Origin of the sequence: Ramlibacter montanisoli, assembly GCF_013087525.1 — a bacterium.
In the GTDB taxonomy this organism is placed as follows: Bacteria; Pseudomonadota; Gammaproteobacteria; order Burkholderiales; family Burkholderiaceae_C; genus Ramlibacter; species Ramlibacter montanisoli.
On record NZ_JABFCS010000001.1, the window covers coordinates 3,274,705 to 3,294,661 of the forward strand.

13 protein-coding genes, 1 tRNA gene and 7 pseudogenes are annotated in these 19,957 nt (G+C 69.7%); 16 read left to right on the forward strand and 5 right to left on the reverse strand.

The features are described from left to right. Position 1: 1 nt before the first annotated feature. The 3 genes and pseudogenes from mutY to mutM all read right to left on the reverse strand — a co-directional run bounded on the left by mutY (position 2) and on the right by mutM (position 3,870). Positions 2-1,037 (reverse strand): annotated as a pseudogene (mutY, locus tag HK415_RS16175) (A/G-specific adenine glycosylase). Continuing rightward, positions 1,038-3,005 (reverse strand): dynamin family protein, encoded by a 1,968-nt coding sequence (locus tag HK415_RS16180; RefSeq protein ID WP_171561112.1) that lies wholly within the window; start codon positions 3,003-3,005, stop codon positions 1,038-1,040. Between the two features lie 48 nt (positions 3,006-3,053). Further along, positions 3,054-3,870, reverse strand: a pseudogene (gene mutM / locus HK415_RS16185) (bifunctional DNA-formamidopyrimidine glycosylase/DNA-(apurinic or apyrimidinic site) lyase). A gap of 32 nt (positions 3,871-3,902) precedes the next feature. On the opposite strand from mutM, the pseudogene HK415_RS16190 reads away from it, so the two are divergent. From HK415_RS16190 to HK415_RS16225, 8 genes and pseudogenes are all read left to right on the forward strand, one after another. Continuing rightward, positions 3,903-5,644: pseudogene (locus HK415_RS16190) on the forward strand (tetratricopeptide repeat protein). After that, the gene (locus HK415_RS16195) at positions 5,641-6,135 is read left to right on the forward strand and encodes an outer membrane lipoprotein LolB (protein ID WP_171561113.1); all 495 of its coding nucleotides are present in this window, start codon (positions 5,641-5,643) and stop codon (positions 6,133-6,135) included. The pseudogene HK415_RS16190 and the gene HK415_RS16195 overlap by 4 nt, the downstream one beginning before the upstream one ends. A 5-nt stretch (positions 6,136-6,140) precedes the next feature. Further along, positions 6,141-7,012: pseudogene (ispE, locus tag HK415_RS16200) on the forward strand (4-(cytidine 5'-diphospho)-2-C-methyl-D-erythritol kinase). 21 nt (positions 7,013-7,033) lie between these two features. Then, positions 7,034-7,110 (forward strand) — tRNA-Gln (locus tag HK415_RS16205). Positions 7,111-7,142: 32 nt separating this feature from the next. Continuing rightward, positions 7,143-8,123 (forward strand): ribose-phosphate pyrophosphokinase, encoded by a 981-nt coding sequence (locus HK415_RS16210; RefSeq protein ID WP_171561114.1) that lies wholly within the window; start codon positions 7,143-7,145, stop codon positions 8,121-8,123. 83 nt (positions 8,124-8,206) lie between these two features. Beyond that, a complete protein-coding gene (locus tag HK415_RS16215; protein WP_171561115.1) occupies positions 8,207-8,923 on the forward strand; it encodes a 50S ribosomal protein L25/general stress protein Ctc in 717 nt (238 codons plus the stop codon). Positions 8,924-9,033: 110 nt separating this feature from the next. Then, positions 9,034-9,642, forward strand: coding sequence for an aminoacyl-tRNA hydrolase (gene pth, locus HK415_RS16220; RefSeq protein WP_171561116.1), 609 nt, complete (start codon positions 9,034-9,036; stop codon positions 9,640-9,642). A 20-nt stretch (positions 9,643-9,662) separates the two neighbouring features. After that, positions 9,663-10,061 carry a hypothetical protein gene (locus tag HK415_RS16225; RefSeq protein ID WP_171561117.1) on the forward strand — a complete coding sequence of 133 codons (399 nt, stop codon included), beginning with the start codon at positions 9,663-9,665 and terminating at the stop codon, positions 10,059-10,061. 68 nt (positions 10,062-10,129) lie between these two features. On the opposite strand, the gene HK415_RS16230 is transcribed toward HK415_RS16225, so the two are convergent. Next, on the reverse strand, positions 10,130-10,420 hold the full coding sequence (locus HK415_RS16230; protein WP_171561118.1) for a YfhL family 4Fe-4S dicluster ferredoxin: 291 nt from the start codon (positions 10,418-10,420) through the stop codon (positions 10,130-10,132). A 48-nt stretch (positions 10,421-10,468) separates the two neighbouring features. On the opposite strand from HK415_RS16230, the gene HK415_RS16235 reads away from it, so the two are divergent. The 7 genes and pseudogenes from HK415_RS16235 to HK415_RS16265 all read left to right on the forward strand — a co-directional run. Continuing rightward, positions 10,469-11,419, forward strand: a complete 951-nt coding sequence (locus HK415_RS16235) for an ABC transporter permease (protein WP_171561119.1) — start codon at positions 10,469-10,471, stop codon at positions 11,417-11,419. Next, positions 11,416-12,295: pseudogene (locus HK415_RS16240) on the forward strand (ABC transporter permease). Before HK415_RS16235 ends, HK415_RS16240 begins: the two are co-directional and overlap by 4 nt. Next, the gene (locus tag HK415_RS16245; protein ID WP_171561120.1) at positions 12,295-13,332 is read left to right on the forward strand and encodes an ABC transporter ATP-binding protein; all 1,038 of its coding nucleotides are present in this window, start codon (positions 12,295-12,297) and stop codon (positions 13,330-13,332) included. Before HK415_RS16240 ends, HK415_RS16245 begins: the two are co-directional and overlap by 1 nt. Beyond that, the gene (locus tag HK415_RS16250; protein WP_171561121.1) at positions 13,329-14,159 is read left to right on the forward strand and encodes an ATP-binding cassette domain-containing protein; all 831 of its coding nucleotides are present in this window, start codon (positions 13,329-13,331) and stop codon (positions 14,157-14,159) included. Before HK415_RS16245 ends, HK415_RS16250 begins: the two co-directional genes overlap by 4 nt. Positions 14,160-14,223: 64 nt before the next feature. Further along, a complete protein-coding gene (locus HK415_RS16255) occupies positions 14,224-15,717 on the forward strand; it encodes an ABC transporter substrate-binding protein (protein WP_171561122.1) in 1,494 nt (497 codons plus the stop codon). A 4-nt stretch (positions 15,718-15,721) separates the two neighbouring features. Continuing rightward, the gene (locus tag HK415_RS16260; protein WP_171561124.1) at positions 15,722-17,146 is read left to right on the forward strand and encodes an amidase; all 1,425 of its coding nucleotides are present in this window, start codon (positions 15,722-15,724) and stop codon (positions 17,144-17,146) included. Further along, positions 17,136-18,455, forward strand: a pseudogene (locus HK415_RS16265) (tetratricopeptide repeat protein); the annotation flags it as partial. The gene HK415_RS16260 and the pseudogene HK415_RS16265, both read left to right, overlap by 11 nt. A gap of 184 nt (positions 18,456-18,639) precedes the next feature. Here HK415_RS16265 and HK415_RS16270 read toward each other — a convergent pair. Then, positions 18,640-19,170, reverse strand: a pseudogene (locus tag HK415_RS16270) (histidine phosphatase family protein); the annotation flags it as partial. Here HK415_RS16270 and HK415_RS16275 point away from each other — a divergent pair. Beyond that, on the forward strand, positions 19,102-19,956 hold the full coding sequence (locus HK415_RS16275) for an alpha/beta fold hydrolase (protein ID WP_373684657.1): 855 nt from the start codon (positions 19,102-19,104) through the stop codon (positions 19,954-19,956). The pseudogene HK415_RS16270 and the gene HK415_RS16275 sit on opposite strands and share 69 nt — an antisense overlap. The last annotated feature ends 1 nt before the right edge of the window (position 19,957 follow it).

The window sequence follows — 19,957 nt, forward strand, 5'->3', positions numbered from 1 at the left end:
TTCAGGCGGACCGTTCCAGGAACTTGCGCACCGGCGCCGGCAGACCGAGCTTCGGCCACTCGCCCGAAGCAAACCAGGCGCCCTCCGCCCCGCTCCACTCCGCCGGCACCACCGCCTGCACCGGATGCAGGTGCAGGTCCTTGTGCGTCAGCACGTGCACGAAGGGCTCCACCTCGCGCAGCTGCCGGCGCGCCGTCTTCGGCAGCATCTCTTCCAGCGCGTCGCGGCTGCCGAACACCGGCAGGCAGTACAGCCCGGCCCACACGCCCGGCGTCGGGCGCTTCTGCAGCCAGACCGAGCCGTCGCCCGCCTGCGCGTGCAGCAGCCACAGCGACTCGGCGCTGCGCTTGAGCTTGCGCGTCTTCACGGGGTAGGCCTCGGGCCGGCCTTCCTTCGCCGCCGCGCATTGCGGCTGCACCGGGCAGAGCAGGCAACTCGGGTTGCGCGGCAGGCAGACGGTGGCGCCGATGTCCATCAGGCCCTGCGTGTAGCGCGGCATGTTCTCCTGCAGCTCGCGCGTCGGCAGCAGGGCGCGCGCATGCTCCCACAGCTGGCGCTCGTTCGCTCCCGCACTGAGGTCCTCGCCGAGCCCCAGCACGCGTGAGCACGCGCTTGACGTTGCCGTCCAGGATCGCCGCCCGTTCGCCGAAGCAGAAGGAGGAGATCGCCGCCGCCGTCGAAGGCCCGATGCCGGGCAGCGTCGCCAGCACTCGCGCCGTGCGCGGAAAGGCCCCGCCATGCAGCGCCACGACGTCCTGCGCGCAGCGGTGCAGGTTGCGCGCGCGGCTGTAGTAGCCCAGCCCGCTCCACAGCGCCAGCACGTCGTCGAGCGGCGCGGCGGCCAGCGACTGCACGTCGGGGAAGCGCGCGAGGAAGCGGTCGTAGTAGCCCAGCACCGCCGCCACCTGCGTCTGCTGCAGCATGATTTCGGAAAGCCAGACACGGTAGGGATCGCGCGTGTTCTGCCAGGGAAGGGTGTTGCGGCCGTGCGTGCGCTGCCAGCGGACGACACGGCCGGCAAAGCCGGCGGGAAGCATCTACGCCGTCTTGAGGGCGGGCTGCGCCGCGGCGGCCTTGCCCGACATGATCGAGCTGTTGGTCAGGTGCGCGGTCAGCTCGGACAGCTTGTGTTCCAGCGTGTCCAGCGCTTCTTCCTGCGCCTGGATCTCGGCGATGCGGTCGTCCAGGCCGCTGGCGGCCTGCTGGATGCGTTCGATCGCTTCCAGGCGGCGGCCGAAGTTGCGGCGGCGTTCGCGCAGCTGCGCATCGAGCTGCGCCGCGGCGGACTTGTTCCACAGCTCCACCTCGCCCAGCGCCGATTCGTAGATGACGCGCAGGCGCGTGGCCAGCGCGCGCACCAGGCGGTCGGCGAATTCGGGTTGCGCCAGCTTGAGCGCGTTGCTCACGCCAAGGTACTGGTTGTGGCTGCGCTCGACCAGGTCGAGGTCGCGTTCGTAGCGCGCCAGGTCCGGCTCGCGCGGGGCCTGCAGCGAGAAACCGTATTCGGCGTTCAGCTGCCGGAAGGTGCCGGTCAGCATGGTCTGGATCTCGCCGCTGACCTTCTCGGCGCGGCGCAGGCCTTCGCGCAGGCGGTCGAAGGTCTGGCCGTAGGCCTTGCGCACGCCCAGCTTCAGGCCCGGCGTGCGCAGCGCGCCGGTGAGCTCCGCCATCTCGGTCTTGAGCGTGGAGGTGCCCAGCAGGTTGAACACGTCGCGCAGCAGCTTCAGGTGCACCGAGCGCACCGCGTGGATCTTGGCGCCGCTGGCGTCGAACTCCGCCTGCTCCTGCTCGATGCGCGCGCGCATGTGCTTGATGACGGAGGTGTTCTTGCCGCGCAGGCCCTTGAGCTCCACCATCTGCTCGGCCAGGTCGCGCCGGCGGATGCCCAGCGAACGCGTCGCTTCCGAGCGCAGTTCGGTGATGTTGGTGGTGACCGAGGCGCGCAGGATCTTCTGCCGCTGCCCCATCACGCCTTCGGCCAGCGCATGTTCCAGCGCGGGCAGGTTGCTCACCTTGAGCAGGTCGGCATTGTTGTTGACCTTGGCGACCAGGCCCTTCTGCCCGGACACGGGAATGACCTGCTGTTCCTCGATGCCCAGCACTTCGGCCGTGGTCTTGCGCTGGCGGTCGATCTGCGCCTGCACCTGGTAGGGCGTGCTGAGCGCGTCCCACATGGTGTCGATCTTGTTCAGGACGACCAGGCGCGAAGCGGAGTCGGTGTCTTCGGCGATCAGGTGTTCGCGCCAGATGGCGAGGTCCGACTTGGTCACGCCGGTGTCGGCGGCCAGGATGAAGACCACTGCGTGCGCCTGCGGGATCAGGTTGACGGTCAGCTCGGGCTCGGCGCCGATGGCGTTCAGGCCCGGGGTGTCCAGGATCACCAGGCCCTGCTTGAGCAGCGGGTGCGCGATGTTGATCAGGGCATGGCGCCAGCGCGGCACTTCGACCAGGCCGTCGGCGTGCACCATCGGGTTGTCTTCCGGCGCATCCTCGTGCCAGAAGCCCAGGGCCTTGGCCTCTTCGACCGTCACGCGGCGGATCTCGGAGACCTTCTCGAAGGCCTGCGCGAGCTGCGCGGGATCGTTCACGTCCAGGTCGAGGCGGGTCCACTTCTCGGGGACCATGCGCCATTCCATCAGCGGCTGCGTCTGCAGGCGCGTTTCGATCGGCAGCAGGCGCAGGCAGGGCGGGACCTCGGGGTCGTAGCCCAGCTCGGTCGGGCACATCGTGGTGCGGCCCGCGCTGGCCGGCATGATGCGGCGCTTGTAGCCGGCGAAGAAGATCGCGTTGATCAGTTCCGACTTGCCGCGCGAGAACTCGGCGACGAAGGCGACCATCACCTTGTCGGAGCGCATCTGCGACTCCAGGCGGCGCAGGCGTTCCTCGACGGCGCTATCCAGCAGGTCGTGGTCCTTCAGCCATTCGGACAGCAGCTTCAGGCGCAAGGCGAACTCGCGCCGCCATGCGCCGTGCTGGTCGAACTGCTCGTTGAAGGATGTAGCCACTGGGTCCCCGTACTCTCGATTGAATATAGCAGCGAAGCCCTTTTTCGCTCAGGACTTCTGGCACACCGTGCAGAAATACGTTGCGCGCGCGCCCTGCCGGATCATCCGGATGGGAGAGCCGCACACCCGGCAAGGCTCGCCCTGCCGGTCGTACACCATCGCCTCCAGCTGGAAGTAGCCCGACTCCCCCTGCGCATTGGAGAAATCCCGCAGGGTGCTGCCTCCTTTTTCCACCGCCTTCGCCAACACTTCACGGATCGCCGCCTGCAGGCGCCGCGCGCGCCGGCCGGCTGATGCGGCTGGCCGCCAGCGTGGGGCGGATGCCCGCGAGGAACAGCGCCTCCGATGCATAGATGTTGCCGACGCCTACGACGATGTCGCCGGAAAGCAGCACCTGCTTGATCGCCGCCTTGCGCTTCTTCAGCGCCGCGTGGAAGGCATCGGGCGCGAAGCCCTCGCCCAGCGGCTCCACGCCCAGCCCACCGAGCAGCTTCGCCGCCTGCGGCGCGGCCTCGCTCTCGCTGTACACCACCGCGCCGAAGCGGCGCGGATCGTTCAGGCGCAGCACGCCCTGGCTGGTGACGAGGTCGAAGTGGTCGTGCAGCGCGGCCTCCGGCATGCTGGCGTCGAAGCGCAGGCTTCCCGACATGCCAAGGTGCATCAAGAGCAGCCCGCGGTCCAGATCCAGCAGCAGGTATTTGCCGCGCCGCCGGACAGACGTCACCTTCCGGCCGACGAGCGATGCAGGGTCTATGCCCAGCGGCCAACGCAAGGCCTTGCCCACGCGCACCTTTTCGATGCGCGCGCCGGCGATCCGGCCGGCGAAGCTCTGGCGGGTGACCTCGACTTCGGGGAGTTCAGGCATGGGGGAAAAAGGCTTCGGATTATGATGGTTCGATGATGCGATTTCCCCTGGTGGCAGTGGCCGCCCTCCTCGCGGCGTGCGCCGCGGGCATCCCTGTGAAGGCGCAGGGACCGCGGCCCACCGTGGTCGCCGCCGCGCCGCCGAACAGCGGCCTCGATGCGGAACTTTTCTACCAGCTGCTGCTCGGCGAACTCAACGTGCGCAGCGAGGAGCCGGCCGCCGGCTTCGCCCTGATCCTGGACGCCGCCCGCAAGACCGGCGACGCCACCCTGTACCAGCGCGCGGTCGAACTCGCCTTCCAGGCGCGCAACGGCGAAGCCGCGCTGCAGGCCGCGCGCGCCTGGAAGCAGGCCTTCCCGCAGTCACGCGAAGCCAACCGCTACGTGCTGCAGATCCTGGTGGCGCTCAATCGCGTTCCCGAGAGCCTCGACCCGCTGAAGACGGAGATCGCGCTGACCGATCCCAAGGACCGCGCCGCCGTGATCGCCTCGCTGTCGCGCAACTACGCGCGCGCGACCGACAAGAAGCAGGCCGCCGCCACCGTCGAACAGGCGCTGGCCGACTACCTGAACAAGCCGGACACCGGCGCCTCGGCCTGGAGCGCGGTGGGCCGCCTGCGCCTGGCCGCCGGCGACACGGCGGGCGCGCTGGATGCGGCGCGCCGCGGCCAGGCGATCAGCCCCAAGGCCGAAGGCCCGGTGCTGCTGGCGCTGGAACTGATGGACCCCAAGCAGCCCCAGGCCGAAGCCCTGGTGCGCGGCTACATGCAGTCGCAGCCGCTGCCGGAACTGCGCATGGCCTACGCGCGGGCGCTGCTGGATGCGCAACGCCATTCCGAGGCGCTGGCGCAGCTCAAGGCGGTGACCACCGAACGGCCCGAACTGGCGGAAGCCTGGCTGGCGCAGGGCACGCTGCTGGTGGCGGACAACCACCTGCCCGACGCGGAGGTGGCGCTGCGCAAGTACCTGGAACTGATGCAGGCGCAGCCGGCCGGCGAGGACAAGAGCCGCGGCACCGCGCAGGCCTTCCTGTCGATGGCGCAGATCGCCGAGCGCCGCCGCGACTTTCCCGCCGCCAACGCCTGGCTGGACCGCATCGAGAACTCGCAGGACCTGGTGCAGGCGCAGAACCGGCGCGCCTCCATCCTGGCGCGCCAGGGCAAGATGGAAGAGGCCCGCAAGCTGCTGCGCGCGCTGCCGGAGCGCACCCCGCCGACGCGCGCATGAAGACCATGGCGGAAGTGCAGCTGCTGCGGGACAACAAGCTTTACAAGCCGGCCTACGACCTGCTCGCGCAGGCCACCGCCAAGGACCCGGCCGATCCCGACCTGCTCTACGACCAGGCCATGATGGCCGAGAAGATGGGCAACTTCGACACCATGGAAAAGCTGCTGCGCCAGCTCATGGCGAAGAAGCCCGACTACCACCACGCGTACAACGCGCTGGGCTTCTCGCTGGCCGAGCGCAACGTGCGCCTGCCCGAGGCCAAGCAGCTGATCCAGAAGGCGCTGGAATTCGCGCCCGGCGACCCCTTCATCAGCGACAGCCTGGCCTGGGTGGAATACCGCATGGGCAACAAGGCCGAGGCGCTGCGCATCCTGCAGGCCGCCTACAAGGACCGGCCCGACCCCGAGATCGCCGCCCACCTCGGCGAAGTGCTGTGGAGCCTGGGCCAGCGCGACCAGGCGCAGGCGATCTGGCGCGAGGGCATCCTGCTCAACGCCGAGAACGAGACGCTGGTGGAAACCTTGAAGCGGCTGAAGGTGAAGCCGTGAGCCTGCGCCTGCCGCGCGCCTGGCTCGGCGCCGCGCTGTGCGCCCTGCTGCTGGCCGGCTGCGCGGTGCCGCCGCGCACGCCCACGGCACCCGGCGTCCAGGTGTGGACCGGGCGGCTGGCGCTGACGGTGGAAGGCCAGGCCAACCAGTCCTTTTCCGCCGGCTTCGAGCTCAAGGGGGCACCGGAAGCCGGCGAGCTGCGGCTGTCGAATCCCCTGGGCGGCACGGTCGCCGAACTGGCGTGGTCGCCCGGCACGGCCACCCTGCGCAGCAACGGCAGCACGAAGGCCTTCCCCTCGCTGGAAAGCCTGGTGCAGGAAGCCACCGGCGCGCCGCTGCCGGTGGCTGCCCTGTTCGACTGGCTGGCCGGCCGGGCCACCCCGGTGGCGGGCTGGGAAGCCGACGTGAGCCAGGTGAACGAAGGGCGCCTGCGCGCCCGCCGCAGCGACCCGCCGCCGCCGGCCGACCTGCGGGTGCTGTTCGAGCGCTAAAGGCGATGCGTTCGCTGCACGAGGTCGCGGCCCCCGCGAAGCTGAACCTGTTCCTGCACGTCACGGGACGGCGCGCCGACGGCTACCACCTGCTGCAGTCGGTCTTCATGCTGCTGGACTGGCATGACACCCTGCACTTCGAACGGCGCCCCGGCGGCAAGCTCAGCCGCGAGGACCTGGGGGCGCCGCTTCCTGGCGAGGACCTGACGCTGCGGGCCGCCCGCGCCCTGCAGCAGGCCAGCGGCTGCACCGAGGGCGCGCACATCGCGATCGACAAGCGCCTGCCGGCCGAAGCCGGAATGGGCGGCGGCTCCTCGGACGCGGCCAGCTGCCTGCTGGCGCTCAACCGCCTGTGGCAGCTGGACCTGCCGCTGGCGGCACTGGAGAAGATCGGCCTGGCGCTCGGCGCCGACGTCCCCTTCTTCCTGCGCGGACGCAATGCCTGGGTGGAGGGGTGGGCGAGCGCATCACCCCGGTCACGCTGCCGCCGGCCGGCTTCGTGGTGGTGAAGCCGGCGCGCGGCCTGGCCACCAAGGACATCTTCGGCCACCCCGCGCTGAAACGGGACAGCGACGGTGCTACAATCTCGGGCTTTGCTGCAGATCCCTGGGGTTTCGGTCACAACGACCTGGAGCCCGTGGCCCGGCAGCTTTGTCCCGAGGTGGGCGAAGCGATCGAATGGCTGGGTTTGCAGGGCTTGCGGGCCCGCATGACGGGTTCGGGCAGCGCGGTCTTCGCGCTGTTGCCGCCGGGTGCGAACCTGGCGCAGGCCCCGAAGCACTGGGCCCGGGCTGGGTGGGTGGTGCGGGAATGCGGCAATATGGAGGTTCATCCCCTGGTGGGATGGGCACCCAGCGACGATTCGGTCGGCGGCTGATTTTCAGCGGTCGACCCGTGTAGGGGAGTCGCCAAGTTGGTTAAGGCACCGGATTTTGATTCCGGCATGCGAGGGTTCGAGTCCTTCCTCCCCTGCCAAACCGTTCGTTGAGTTGGGTTAAATCACTTTCATGCAGGTTGCTCCTCCCACCCCCGATTTCATGGTGTTCACCGGCAATGCGAATCCCGCATTGGCCGAGGAAATCGCCGGCCACCTGGGCATCTCGCTCGGCGCGGCCACGGTCGGACGCTTCTCCGACGGCGAAGTCACCGTGGAAGTCAACACCAACGTGCGGGCACGGGACGTGTTCGTGGTGCAGTCCACCTGCGCCCCGACCAACGAGAACCTGATGGAACTGCTGATCATGGTCGACGCGCTCAAGCGCGCCTCGGCCGAGCGGATCAGCGCGGTGATCCCCTACTTCGGCTACGCCCGCCAGGACCGCCGCCCGCGCTCCAGCCGGGTGCCGATCTCGGCCAAGGTGGTGGCCAACCTGCTGGAAACCGTGGGCGTGGCGCGCGTGCTGACCATGGACCTGCACGCCGACCAGATCCAGGGCTTCTTCGACATCCCCGTCGACAATATCTACGCCTCGCCGGTGCTGCTGCGCGACCTGCGCCAGAAGAACTACGAGGACCTGATCGTGGTGTCGCCCGACGTCGGCGGCGTGGTCCGCGCCCGCGCGCTGGCCAAGCAGCTGGGCACCGACCTGGCGATCATCGACAAGCGCCGCCCGAAGGCGAACGTGTCGGAAGTGATGCACGTCATCGGCGACATCGAGGGCCGCAACTGCGTGATCATGGACGACATGATCGACACCGCCGGCACCCTGGTGAAGGCGGCCGAAGTCCTGAAGGAACGCGGCGCCAAGCACGTGTACGCGTACTGCACGCACCCGATCTTCTCGGGTCCGGCCATCGAGCGGCTCGCCAAGGGCGCGGCGCTCGACGAGGTGGTGGTGACCAACACCATCCCGCTGTCGGAAGCCGCCCGCGGCTGCACCAAGATCCGCCAGCTCACGGTGGCGCCGCTGATCGCCGAAACGGTCCAGCGCATCGCCACCGGCGAGTCGGTGATGAGCCTGTTCTCGGACCAGGTCAACCTGTTCTGAGGCATCTGAGGTCCCCTTGACGGGGGCCATTTTTGAAACCGGCAGCACACTGGTCGCGGTGGCTGTCCGAATTGGAGAGAGTCATGAAATTCGTCGCTTTCGAGCGCGCCAAGCAGGGTACGGGTGCGAGCCGCCGTCTCCGCAATACCGGCAAGACCCCGGGCATCGTGTACGGTGGCGAAGGCCAGCCGCAGCTGATCGAGCTCGATCACAACGCGCTGTTCCACGCCCTGAAGAAGGAAGCCTTCCACTCCTCGATCCTCGAGATGGAACTGGCCGGCAAGGCCGCCAAGGTGCTGCTGCGCGACGTGCAGTACCACCCCTACCGCCAGCAGGTCCAGCACGTGGACTTCCAGCGCGTGGACGCCAACACCCGCCTGCACATGAAGGTGCCGGTGCACTACAAGGGCGCCGAGGAATCGCAGGCCGTCAAGCTGGAGCACTGCATGGTGAACCCGGTCATCAACGACCTGGACATCTCCTGCCTGCCCGCCGACCTGCCCGAGTTCATCGAGGTGGACCTGTCCGGCCTGAAGAAGGGCATGACCCTGCACCTGAACGACATCACGCTGCCCAAGGGCGTGAAGGCCGTCACGCACGGCAAGCCGAACCCGGTGCTGGTGTCGGTGGTGACCTCCGCGGCCGAAGAGTCCGCCGAAACCGCCGCCGAAGGCGCCGCGCCCGCGGCTGCCGCTCCGGCTGCCGACGCGAAGGCCGCTCCCGCGGCCAAGGGTGGCAAGGAAGCCGCGGCCAAGCCGGCTGCCAAGGCTCCCGCCGCCAAGGCGCCCGCGAAGAAGTAAGCCTTTCCCGGCCGAACCGAAAAGCCCGCGCAAGCGGGCTTTTTCTTTCCATGTGGCGACAATAGTTGCCTTGGCGCCGAGCGCGCCGCGCACTACCTTCCGACAAGATCATGATCAAGCTGTTCGTGGGCCTGGGCAATCCCGGGCCGGAATACGAGGCCACCCGCCACAACGCCGGGTTCTGGTGGGTGGACGCGCTCGCGCGCGAACTCAAGGCCAACCTGGTGGCCGACCGCGGCTACCACGGCCTGGTCGCCCGCACCAACGTGCACGGCCAGGTGGTCTGGCTGCTGGAGCCGCAGACCTTCATGAACCTTTCGGGCAAGTCGGTGGCGGCGCTGGCGCGCTTCTACAAGATCGCGCCGGAGGAAATCCTGGTGGCGCACGACGAACTCGACGTCGTCCCCGGCCAGGCCAAGCTGAAGTTCGGCGGCAGCCACGCCGGCCACAACGGCCTGCGCGACATCCACGCGCAGCTGGGCACCGACGACTACTGGCGCCTGCGCATCGGCATCGGCCACCCCGGCGTCAAGTCGGAAGTGACCAACTGGGTGCTGAAGAGGCCTGCGCCCGAGCAGCGCACCGCGATCGAGGAGTGCGTGGCGCGCACCCTCAAGGCCGTACCGGCCCTGCTGGCCGGCGAGATGGACAAGGCCACGCTGATCGTGCACACGCACAAGCCGCCGCGGCCCAAGCCCCCGCGCCCCGAAGAACCCTGACCCGCTCCGAGGAGGAGACCGTGCGCCTGCATCCCACCCTGGTCCTCGCCACCGTCGCCCTGGCCGCCTCGGCACAGGCGCAGACGGTCTACCGCTGCGGCAGCAGCTACAGCCAGCAGCCCTGCCCCGGCGGCCAGCCGGTGGCCGCGTCGGATGCGCGCGCGCCCGCCGACGCCGCGCGGGCCACCGGCCATGCGGCCGCGGACATGAAGCGGGCCGAGGCGATGGAGAAGGCACGGCTGGCGCAGGAGAAGAACGCGCCCAGGGCCATCATCATCGGGCCGCAGACGCCGGCGGTGGCGGATGCCAAGCCGGCGAAGGACGGCAAGAAGGCGAAGGCGGGCAAGCTGGAGCAGTTCACGGCGGTGGCGCCGGGGGCGAAGAAGCCCGCCAGGAAGAAATCGAAGAAGACGACGTAGGCTGGGGTGACCCACGGGAACCCCAGCGATGCGCGCAAGCGCTGGGGTTCGCTGCGCTCACCACCAGCCTACGAGGGAGCGCCGGGGATCCCGGGAGCCGCATCCTTCTTCGCCTGCGCGATCAGCCTCTGGTACTTCTGCCAGAGCGTCTCCCGGCTCTCCACCCTCTGCGGGTCCAGGGGGATGCAGGCCACGGGGCAGACCTGCACGCACTGCGGCTCGTCGAAGTGGCCCACGCACTCGGTGCACTTGTCCGGGTCGATCTGGTAGATCTCGGGGCCCAGGAAGATCGCCTCGTTCGGGCACTCGGGCTCGCAGACATCGCAGTTGATGCACTCGTCGGTAATCATCAATGCCATGGCGGCGCGGGCTCCGGAAACGACTTCTCTGGCATTATCGCCCGCTGCATGAGCCTGTTCCTGTTCAAGCGGCTGATCACCCTCATCGCGACGCTGGTAGGCACCTCCCTGGTGGTGTTCCTGGTGCTCGAGATCCTGCCCGGAAACGCGGCGCAGATCATCATGGGCCCGGACGCCTCGCCCGAGGCCGTGACCGCGCTGTCCCAGAAGCTGGGGCTGGACCGTCCCGCCCCCACGCGCTACTGGGAGTGGGTCACGGGCATGCTGCGCGGCGACCTGGGGCTCAGCTACGCCTACAGCACGCCGGTGGGCGAGCTGGTGCTGGAGCGGCTGACGCTGACGGTGCCGCTGGCCCTGATGGCGATGGCGCTGACCACCGTGCTGGCGCTGGCCGCCGGCATCTACGCCGCCTCGCGCCACAACAAGCTGGGCGACGTCGGCATCATGGGCCTGACGCAGGTGGGCATCGCCATCCCCAACTTCTGGTTCGCCATCCTGCTGATCCTGCTGTTCTCGGTGCAGCTCAAGTGGTTCGCCGCCGGCGGCTTCCCGGGCTGGGAGGAAGGCCTGCTGCCCGGGCTGCGCGCGCTGATGCTGCCGGCGCTGTCGCTGGCGGTGGTGCAGTCGGCGATCCTGGCGCGCATCACACGCTCCTCGGTGCTGGAAGTGCTGCGCGAGGACTTCGTGCGCACCGCGCGTGCCAAGGGGGTGTCGCAACGGGCGACGCTCTGGGGCCACGTGCTGCGCAACGCGCTGATCCCCGTCATCACCATCATGGGCCTGCAGTTCGCCGAGCTGCTGGCCGGCACCATCGTGGTGGAGAGCGTGTTCTACCTGCCGGGCCTGGGCCGCCTGATCTTCCAGTCGATCGCCAACCGCGACCTGATCGTGGTGCGCAACTGCGTGATGCTGCTGGCGGCCATGGTGGTGATCGTGAACTTCGTGGTCGACGTGCTCTATGCCGTGATCGACCCGCGCGTGAAGGCGAGCGACATATGAGCGCCGTCCTCGAAACGGCGCCGGTGCCGGTGCCCGCGGGCCCGGGCTTCTGGCGGCGCGCGCGCAGGCACCCCAGCTTCATGATCGGCCTGGTGCTGACGGTGCTGCTGGTGCTGGCAGCCGGCCTGTCCTTCGTGTGGACGCCGCACAACCCCTACGAGATCGACATGGGGCTGCGGCTGCGCTCGCCGGGCGGCCCCTACTTCCTGGGCACCGACCCCTTCGGGCGCGACATCGCCTCGCTGCTGCTGGTGGGGGCGCGCGCCTCCATCATCGTCGGCGTGGTGGCGGTGGGCATCGGCCTGGTGATCGGCACCGCGCTGGGGCTGCTGGCCTCGGCGAAACGCGGCTGGGTCGAGGAGGGGATCATGCGGCTGGCCGACTTCGGCTTCGCCTTCCCCGCGATCCTGTCGGCGATCATGCTCACCGCGGTGTTCGGCCCCGGCATGGTGATCGCCATCATCGCCATCGGCATCTACAACATCCCCACCTTCGCGCGCATCATCGCGCGCGTCGGCCAACGCGGTGTGGGGCCGCGAGTTCGTGCTGGCCGCGCGCGCCTGCGGCAAGGGCAACTTCGCGATCACCATGGAGCACGTGCTGCCGAACATCCTGTCGGTGCTGATCGTGCAGGCCACCATCCGCTTCGCGATTGCGATCCTGGCCGAAGCGGCGCTGTCCTATCTGGGCCTGGGCACGCAGCCGCCGCAGCCTTCCTGGGGACGCATGCTGAGCGAAGCGCAGACCCTGCTGTTCCAGGCCCCGCGGCTGGCGGTGTTCCCGGGCATCGCGATCGCGTTCGCGGTACTCGGCTTGAACCTGCTGGGCGACGGGCTGCGCGACCTGTTCGACCCGCGGCTGGCGAGGAAACGCTGATGCCGCTGCTCGAAGTCCGCGACCTCTCGGTCGAACTGCAGACGCACCGCGGCCCGGCCTATGCCGTGCGCGACGCCAGCTTCTCGCTGGAGCCCGGCGAGACGCTGGGCCTGATCGGTGAATCCGGCAGCGGCAAGTCGATCACCGCCATGGCGCTGCTGGGCCTGCTGCCGGAAAACGCGCGGGTCACCGGCAGCATCGTGTTCGAGGGCCGCGAGCTGGTGGGGCTGCGCGAGCGCGATCTGTGCGAGCTGCGCGGCGACCGCATCGGCATGATCTTCCAGGAGCCGATGACGGCACTGAACCCGGTGCACACCGTCGGCGACCAGGTGGCGGAACCGCTGCGGCTGCACCGCGGCCTGTCGGCGTCGGCGGCGCGCAAGGAAGCGGTGGCATTGCTCGATCGCGTCGGCATCCCCGATGCCGCGCGCCGGATCGACGCCTATCCGCACCAGTTCTCCGGCGGCCAGCGCCAGCGCGTGACGATCGCGATGGCCCTGGCCTGCGGGCCCGACCTGCTGATCGCCGACGAGCCGACGACGGCGCTCGACGTGACCATCCAGCGGCAGATCCTGGACCTGATCCGCGAGCTGGTGGCCGAACGCAGGATGGCGCTGATCCTGATCTCGCACGACCTGGGCGTGATCGCGCAGAATGTACAGCGCATGCTGGTGATGTACGGCGGCAGCGTGGTGGAAAGCGGGCCCACCACCGAGGTGTTCGCCCACCGCATGCATCCCTACTCGCTGGGGCTGTTCGGTGCGCGGCCGGGCCTGCGCCGGGTGAAGGGGCAGCGGCTGGCCACCATTCCGGGGACGGTGCCGGAGCTGGTGGACATGCCGAAAGGGTGTCCGTTTGCGGGGCGCTGTCGGTTGACGGTTCCGGAGTGCAACGTGGCGCTGCCGGCGCCGGTCGAGGTGGGTCCGGAGCATAGTGCGCGGTGCATTCGGCTGGAGGTGGTGAGGGCGGAGAAGGCGGCGCTGGGGAGCGCCCCCACCCCACCCCCCCCCCCGGGGGGGAGGGAGGAACAGCCATGACGGCGCTGCTTGAAGTGCGCGACCTGCGCAAGGACTACGCGCTGCCGCGCGAGAAGCTGTTCGAGGCGCCCGGCAAGGTGCACGCGCTGCAGGGCGTGAGCTTCACCATCGAGGCCGGCCGCAGCCTGGGCATCGTCGGCGAGTCGGGCTCGGGCAAGTCCACGCTGGCGCGCCTGGTGATGGCGCTGGACCAGCCGACCGCGGGCAGCGTGCGCCTGCTCGGGCGCGACCTGCACGCGCTGCCGCGCGAGGAACTGCGCGTGGCCCGGCGCGACTTCCAGATGGTGTTCCAGGACCCCTATGGCTCGCTCGATCCGCGCCAGACCGTGGAACGCATCGTCACCGAGCCGCTGGACGCGCAAGGCGGCGTGACGCGCGAGGAGCAGCACGGGCGGGCCAGCGAGGTGCTGCAGGCCGTAGGGCTGCGCGCCAACGACCTGCGCAAGTACCCGCACGAGTTCTCCGGCGGCCAGCGCCAGCGCATCGCGATCGCCCGCGCGCTCATCACGCGCCCGCGCCTGATCGTCGCCGACGAACCGGTGAGCGCGCTGGACGTCTCGGTGCAGGCGCAGGTGCTCAACCTGATGCAGGACCTGCAGGCCGAATTCGGCATCACCTACATGCTGATCAGTCACGACCTGGCGGTGGTGCACCACCTGTGCGAGGACGTCGCCGTGCTCTGGCAGGGCCGCATCGTCGAACAGGGCCCGCCCGAGCGCCTGTTCGCCGCCCCGGAGCACCCCTACACCCGCACGCTGCTGGCCGCCGTGCCCGAACCCGAGCCCCTGGCCTCTCCTCTTGCCTTGCCCGCCGAATCTCGGGGATGATGCCCGGCAAGGCCCGAGCGCGGCCGCAACTTCCGTTTGTCCAAGCTCCCTGGAGTTCCTCACCATGATCCAACGCCGCAGCGTCCTCACGCACACCGCTTCCCTGGCCGCCCTGGCCACCCTGCCGGCCGGCGTGCTGGCGCAGAACCGCAAGAATTCGATCGTCATGGCGATGACGCTGGAGCCGACGCCGGGGCTGGACCCCACCGGCGGCGCCGCTTCCTCCATCGCCGAGGTCACGCTGTACAACATCTACGAGACGCTCACCAAGATCAACGCTGACGGCTCGGTCACGCCGCTGCTGGCCGAGAGCTGGGAAGTCTCGCCGGACCTCACCACCTACACCTTCAAGCTGCGCAAGGGCGTCAAGTTCCACAACGGCGAGCCCTTCAACGCGCAGGCCGTGAAGTTCTCCTTCGACCGCGCCGGCGCGGAGAAGAGCGTCAACAAGGACAAGCGCACCTTCGCCAACCTCTCGACGCAGGCGATCGACGAACACACGGTGGTGGTCCTGACCAAGGAGATCGACCCCGACTTCCCCTTCCTCATGGGGCAGGCCACGGCGGTGATCGTGGAGCCCAAGAGCGCCGACTCCAACATGACCAAGCCGGTGGGCACCGGCCCCTACGTTCTGGACAACTGGGTGAAGGGCTCGTCGATCTCGCTGAAGAAGTGGGATGGCTACCGCAACGCGGCGGCCATCAAGATCCCGCGCGCCACCTTCCGCTTCATCCAGGACCCGGCGGCGCAGGTGGCCGCCATGCTGGCCGGCGACGTGGACCTGTTCCCGCGCATCACGCCGCGCAGCGTGGAACAGTTCAAGGGCAACCCGCGCTTCCAGGTGCTGGTCTCCGGCTCGCGCGCCAAGACCATCCTGGCGATCAACAACAAGAAGAAGCCCTTCGACGACGTGCGCGTGCGCCGCGCGGTGGCGATGGCGGTGGACCGCAAGGCCGTGATCCAGGGTGCCGGCGACGGCTACGGCGCGCCGATCGGCAGCCACTACCCGCCCAGCGCGCCCGGCTACGTGGACACCACCGGCGTGAACCCCTACAACCCCGAGCGCGCCAAGGCGCTGCTGAAGGAAGCGGGCGTCACCGGGCCGCTGGAAGTCACCATCACGCTGCCGCCGCCGCCCTACGCGCGCCAGGGCGGCGAGGTGATCGCCTCGCAGCTGGCCAAGGTGGGCATCACCGCCAAGCTGCAGAACGTGGAATGGGCGCAGTGGCTGTCCAACGTCTACGGCAACAAGAACTACGACATGACGATCATCTCCCACGTCGAGCCCTTCGACCTGGGCAACTTCGCCAAGCCGGACTACTACTGGAACTACCAGTCGGCCAAGTTCAACGACCTGTACGCCAAGTACAAGACCACGGCCAGCGCCAAGGACCGCATGAAGCTGCAGGCCGACCTGCAGAAACTGCTGGCCGAGGATTCGGTGCACGCCTTCCTGTACCAGCCGCAATGGGTGACGGTGGCCAACAAGAACATCCGCGGCCTCTGGAAGGACATGCCGATCTTCGTCAACGACCTGTCCGCCCTGTCCTGGGCCTGAGGCGATGCCGGAGGCATTGCACGAACTGACGGCCCCGGCTCTCGTCGATCTCTACCGCCGGCGCGAGGTGTCGCCGGTGGAGGTCGCACGCAGCGTGCTGGGCCACGTCGAGCGCTGGGAGTACTACATCCAGGCGCTCTACCTGCTGCGGCCCGACCAGGTGATGGAGCAGGCGCGCGCCAGCGAGGCGCGCTGGCTCAAGGGCCAGCCGCTCGGGCTGATCGACGGCGTGCCGGTCACCATCAAGGACAACATCGCGACCCGCGGCGACCCGATGCCGCTGGGCACGGCCGCCACGGAGCTGGTGCCCGCGAGCGCCGATGCGCCGCCGGCGGCGCGCGTGCGCGAACAGGGCGGCGTGATCCTCGCCAAGACCACCATGCCCGACTACGGCATGCTGTCCTCGGGGCTCTCCAGCTTCCACAAGCTCGCGCGCAATCCCTGGGACATGACGAAGACGCCGGGCGGCTCGAGCGCCGGCGCGGCCGCCGCGGCGGCGGCCGGCTATGGCCCGCTGCACATCGGCACCGACATCGGCGGCTCCGTGCGCCTGCCGGCGGGCTGGTGCGGCATCTTCACGCTCAAGCCCAGCCTGGGCCGCATTCCCATCGACCCGCCCTACATCGGCCGCGCGGCCGGGCCGATGACGCGCAGCGTCGCCGACGCGGCGGTGCTGATGGACGTGCTGTCGCGCCCCGACGACCGCGACAGCATGAGCCTGCCGCACCAGGACATCGCCTGGTCGCGCTTCGACACCGGCACCGACCGCCTGCGCGGCCTGCGCATCGGCCTGCTGCTGGAAGCGGGCTGCGGCCTGGCGGTGGAGCCCGAGGTACGCGCGGCGGTGGAACGCGCGGCGCAAGCGTTCGAGCGCGCCGGCGCCGTGGTGGCGCCGATGCGGCCCTTCATGACGCAGGGCATGCTGGACGGCATGGACTGGTTCTGGCGCATGCGCTCGCACGTGGACATGCGCTCGCTGCCCGCGGACGTGAAGGCGCGCGTGCTGCCCTACATCCAGCACTGGGCCGACAGCGCCGCCGGCCTCACCGGCGAAGCGGTGTTCCGCGCCTTCCACCAGTTCCACCTGACCCGCGTGGCCGCGGTGAATGCCTGCCGGCCCTTCGACTACGTGCTGTCGCCGGTGTCGCCGGTGCCGGCCTTCGCGGCGGAACTGCCCTCGCCCACCAACGACCCGATGCGGCCGCTGGAGCACATCGGCTTCACCGTGCCCTTCAACATGTCGGAGCAGCCGGCCGCGTCGATCAACTGCGGCTACACCAGCACCGGCCTGCCGATCGGCCTGCAGATCGCGGGCAAGCGCTTCGACGACCTGGGTGTGCTGCAGGTGGCGCGCGCCTGGGAGATGATCCGGGAGGCGCAGCGGCCGTGGCCGCAGCCGCCCTCGGAAGCCATCCACCATGTGGACTGATGCCCTCGGCAATCCGCTGACCCTGCGCAGCGAGGCCAGCCTCGCCGCCGTCGACGATTTCGTCGAGGGCTTCATCGCCAGCGAAGCGCGCGCGGTGAACATCCTGCAGGCGCAGGAGGACGGCAGCGGCATCGTGCAGGCGTACTGCGCGGCGCTGCACATGTTCGCGGAGAGCGCGCAGGCGCCCGCCAACGCGCGGCCCTTCAGCGCGCGGGCACAGGCCGCGGCCAGGGACGCGACGCCGCGCGAGCAGCGCTTCATCGCCGCGGTCGCAGCCTGGGTGGCGGGAGACGTGCCGCGCGCGATCGCGCTGCACGAGGAGCAGGCGCGCGCCTTCCCGCGCGACCTCGCCTCGCTGAAGCTGGGCCAGTACCACCTGTTCAACCGCGGCGACGCGCCCGGCATGCTGCGGCTGGCGCTGCATGCGCTGCCCGCGGCAGCCGACGTGCCCTATCTGCACGGGATGCTCGCCTTCGCCTGGGAACAGTGCCATTTCCTCGAGCAGGCCGAGGCCAGCGCGCGGCAGGCAATCGCGATGCGCCGCAAGGAGCCCTGGGCGCACCATGCGCTGGCACACGTGATGCTCACGCAAGGCCGCCTGGCCGAAGGCCATGCCTTCCTGCAGGACGTCAGCAGCACCTGGACCGGGCTGAACTCCTTCATGGTCACGCACAACTGGTGGCACCAGGCACTGTTCGCGCTCGACCTGGACCGCGAGGAAGAAGTGCTGGCGCTCTACGACCGCCATGTCTGGGGCGAGGTCAAGGAGTACAGCCAGGACCAGGTCAATGCCGTCTCGCTGCTGGCGCGCATGGAGCTCGCCGGCCTGGACGTCGGCGGCCGCTGGCAGGACGTGGCGCACTACCTGCAGCAGCGGGCGCACGACCACGTGCTGCCCTTCCTCGACCTGCAATACCTGTACGGGCTCGCGCGCGCGGGCGACATCGAAGCGGCGCGCGGCTGGCTCGCGAGCATCGAGCGGCACGCGCTGCAGCGTGCCGGCGCCGAGGCCGTGCTGTGGCAGCGCGTCTGCGTGCCGGCCGCGCGCGGCCTGCTGGCCCACGCCACCGGCGACTGGAAGACGACGGTGGAGGCGCTGGGCCACGCCCTGCCCCGCATGCTGGAAATCGGCGGCAGCCATGCGCAACGCGACCTGTTCGCGCAGGTTCACCTGGATGCATTGGTGAAGAGCGGCCACCTGGCCGGTGCGCAGAACTTGCTGCAGCAGCAGGTGCGCGCGCAACCCGAATCGAAGCGCCTGCAGCGCCAGGCCGGGAAGCTCTATGCGGCCTTGGGCTTGCCGACCTTGAGGGATGAGGCCCCCAAGGGCTTCGCCCGGCCCCCGAGGGGGCGCGGCCGGCTTGAGGCGGCTCGGCGGCGGCCAACTTCTGCTGATCGTAGACGGGCTGCGGCGGCAGGTCCGTCAGGTGGCGCGTGTCGGCCCAGGTCAGGATGTCGAAGGCGCCGTCGCGCACGCGGATGCGGTTCAGCCCCGCGTTCGGAATGTCGCTCTGGCGCGGGCCGCTCAGGCCCAGCGAACGCGCGGTGCGGTAGATCATGTCGAGCACGCCGCCGTGCGTGACGACCACCACCGTCTCGTCCGGATGCGCCGCCACCAGGCGCTGCACCGCTTCCATCACCCGCGCATGGAAGGCGCGGGTCGATTCGCCTTCGGGCATCGCGAAGTCCTCGTCGAAGCGCAGCCAGCCGGCCCAGGCTTCCGGGTGTTCGCGCTGGATGTCGTCGACCTTCATGCCGTCGACGCGCCCGAAGTGCTGTTCGCGCAAGCCGCTTTCCGGCACCGGCGGCAGCGCCAGTTCACCGGCGATGGGATGCGCGGTCTGCTGCGCGCGCAGCAGGTCGCTCGCGTACACGGCGTCGGCCTTCTCGCCGGCCATGCGCGCGGCCAGGCGCCGGGCCTGTTCGAGCCCGATCGCGTTCAGGCCGACGTTCACATGGCCCTGGAAGCGCAGTTCCCGGTTCATGTCCGTCTCGCCGTGGCGGATCAACACCAGTTCCGTCATGCGTGCAGTGTCCTCATCCACGGATTATCCCGGCCGCCCGGCGATGCAGAATGGGCGAAAACCCAGCAGGGACTTCTTTTTCGGGCCATGGGCACACTAATCCTCATCCCCGGCCTGGCCGGCGACGCCGCGATGTGGCGCGAACAGCTACAGGCGCTGGCGCCCTGGCAGCCGCAGGTCAGCGATGTGCACACCCGCGAGGACGGCATCCCCGCCATGGCGGCCGCCCTGCTGCGGCAGCACGCGGGGCCGCTGGTGCTGTGCGGCGCGTCCATGGGCGGCATGGTCGCCATGGAGGCCGCGCGGCAGGCGCCGGAGCGCATCGCCGGCCTGGCGCTGCTGGGAACCGATGCGCGGCCCGATGCGCCCGAGATGACGGCGCTGCGGGAGGCGGCGATCGTGCTGTTCGCGCAAGGACGCACGCGGGAGGTCATCGCACCGAACATCGCGATGGCCTTCCATCCGGACCACGCCGCGGCGCTCGGTGCGGCCTATCTCGAATTCGTCCTGGATGCTGGCGCCGAACAGTTGATCCGGCAGAACCGCGCCGTGATCGCGCGGCCCGACGCCCGGCCGCACCTGCCGCGGCTGCAGTGTCCGGTGCTGGTGATGTGCGGCGAAGCCGACCTGCTGACGCCGCCGGAGCGCTCGCGGGAGATCGCGGCGCTGGTTCCGCAGGCGCAGCTGGTGCTGGTGCCCCGGTGCGGGCACATGCTGACGATGGAGCAGCCGGAAGTGGTGAACGCGCAATTGCGCGCCTGGCTCCCTTCCGTCCTCCCCGCGTGAG

What these genes read in the sequence shown, in the direction of transcription:
- HK415_RS16245 (WP_171561120.1), top strand. Translation starts at nt 12,295, where the DNA reads ATGCCGCTGCTCGAAGTCCGCGACCTCTCGGTCGAACTGCAGACGCAC.
- pth (WP_171561116.1), top strand. Translation starts at nt 9,034, where the DNA reads ATGATCAAGCTGTTCGTGGGCCTGGGCAATCCCGGGCCGGAATACGAG.
- HK415_RS16230 (WP_171561118.1), bottom strand. Translation starts at nt 10,420, where the DNA reads ATGGCATTGATGATTACCGACGAGTGCATCAACTGCGATGTCTGCGAG.
- HK415_RS16215 (WP_171561115.1), top strand. Translation starts at nt 8,207, where the DNA reads ATGAAATTCGTCGCTTTCGAGCGCGCCAAGCAGGGTACGGGTGCGAGC.
- HK415_RS16255 (WP_171561122.1), top strand. Translation starts at nt 14,224, where the DNA reads ATGATCCAACGCCGCAGCGTCCTCACGCACACCGCTTCCCTGGCCGCC.
- HK415_RS16210 (WP_171561114.1), top strand. Translation starts at nt 7,143, where the DNA reads ATGCAGGTTGCTCCTCCCACCCCCGATTTCATGGTGTTCACCGGCAAT.
- HK415_RS16260 (WP_171561124.1), top strand. Translation starts at nt 15,722, where the DNA reads ATGCCGGAGGCATTGCACGAACTGACGGCCCCGGCTCTCGTCGATCTC.
- HK415_RS16275 (WP_373684657.1), top strand. Translation starts at nt 19,102, where the DNA reads ATGGCCCTGGAAGCGCAGTTCCCGGTTCATGTCCGTCTCGCCGTGGCG.
- HK415_RS16250 (WP_171561121.1), top strand. Translation starts at nt 13,329, where the DNA reads ATGACGGCGCTGCTTGAAGTGCGCGACCTGCGCAAGGACTACGCGCTG.
- HK415_RS16235 (WP_171561119.1), top strand. Translation starts at nt 10,469, where the DNA reads ATGAGCCTGTTCCTGTTCAAGCGGCTGATCACCCTCATCGCGACGCTG.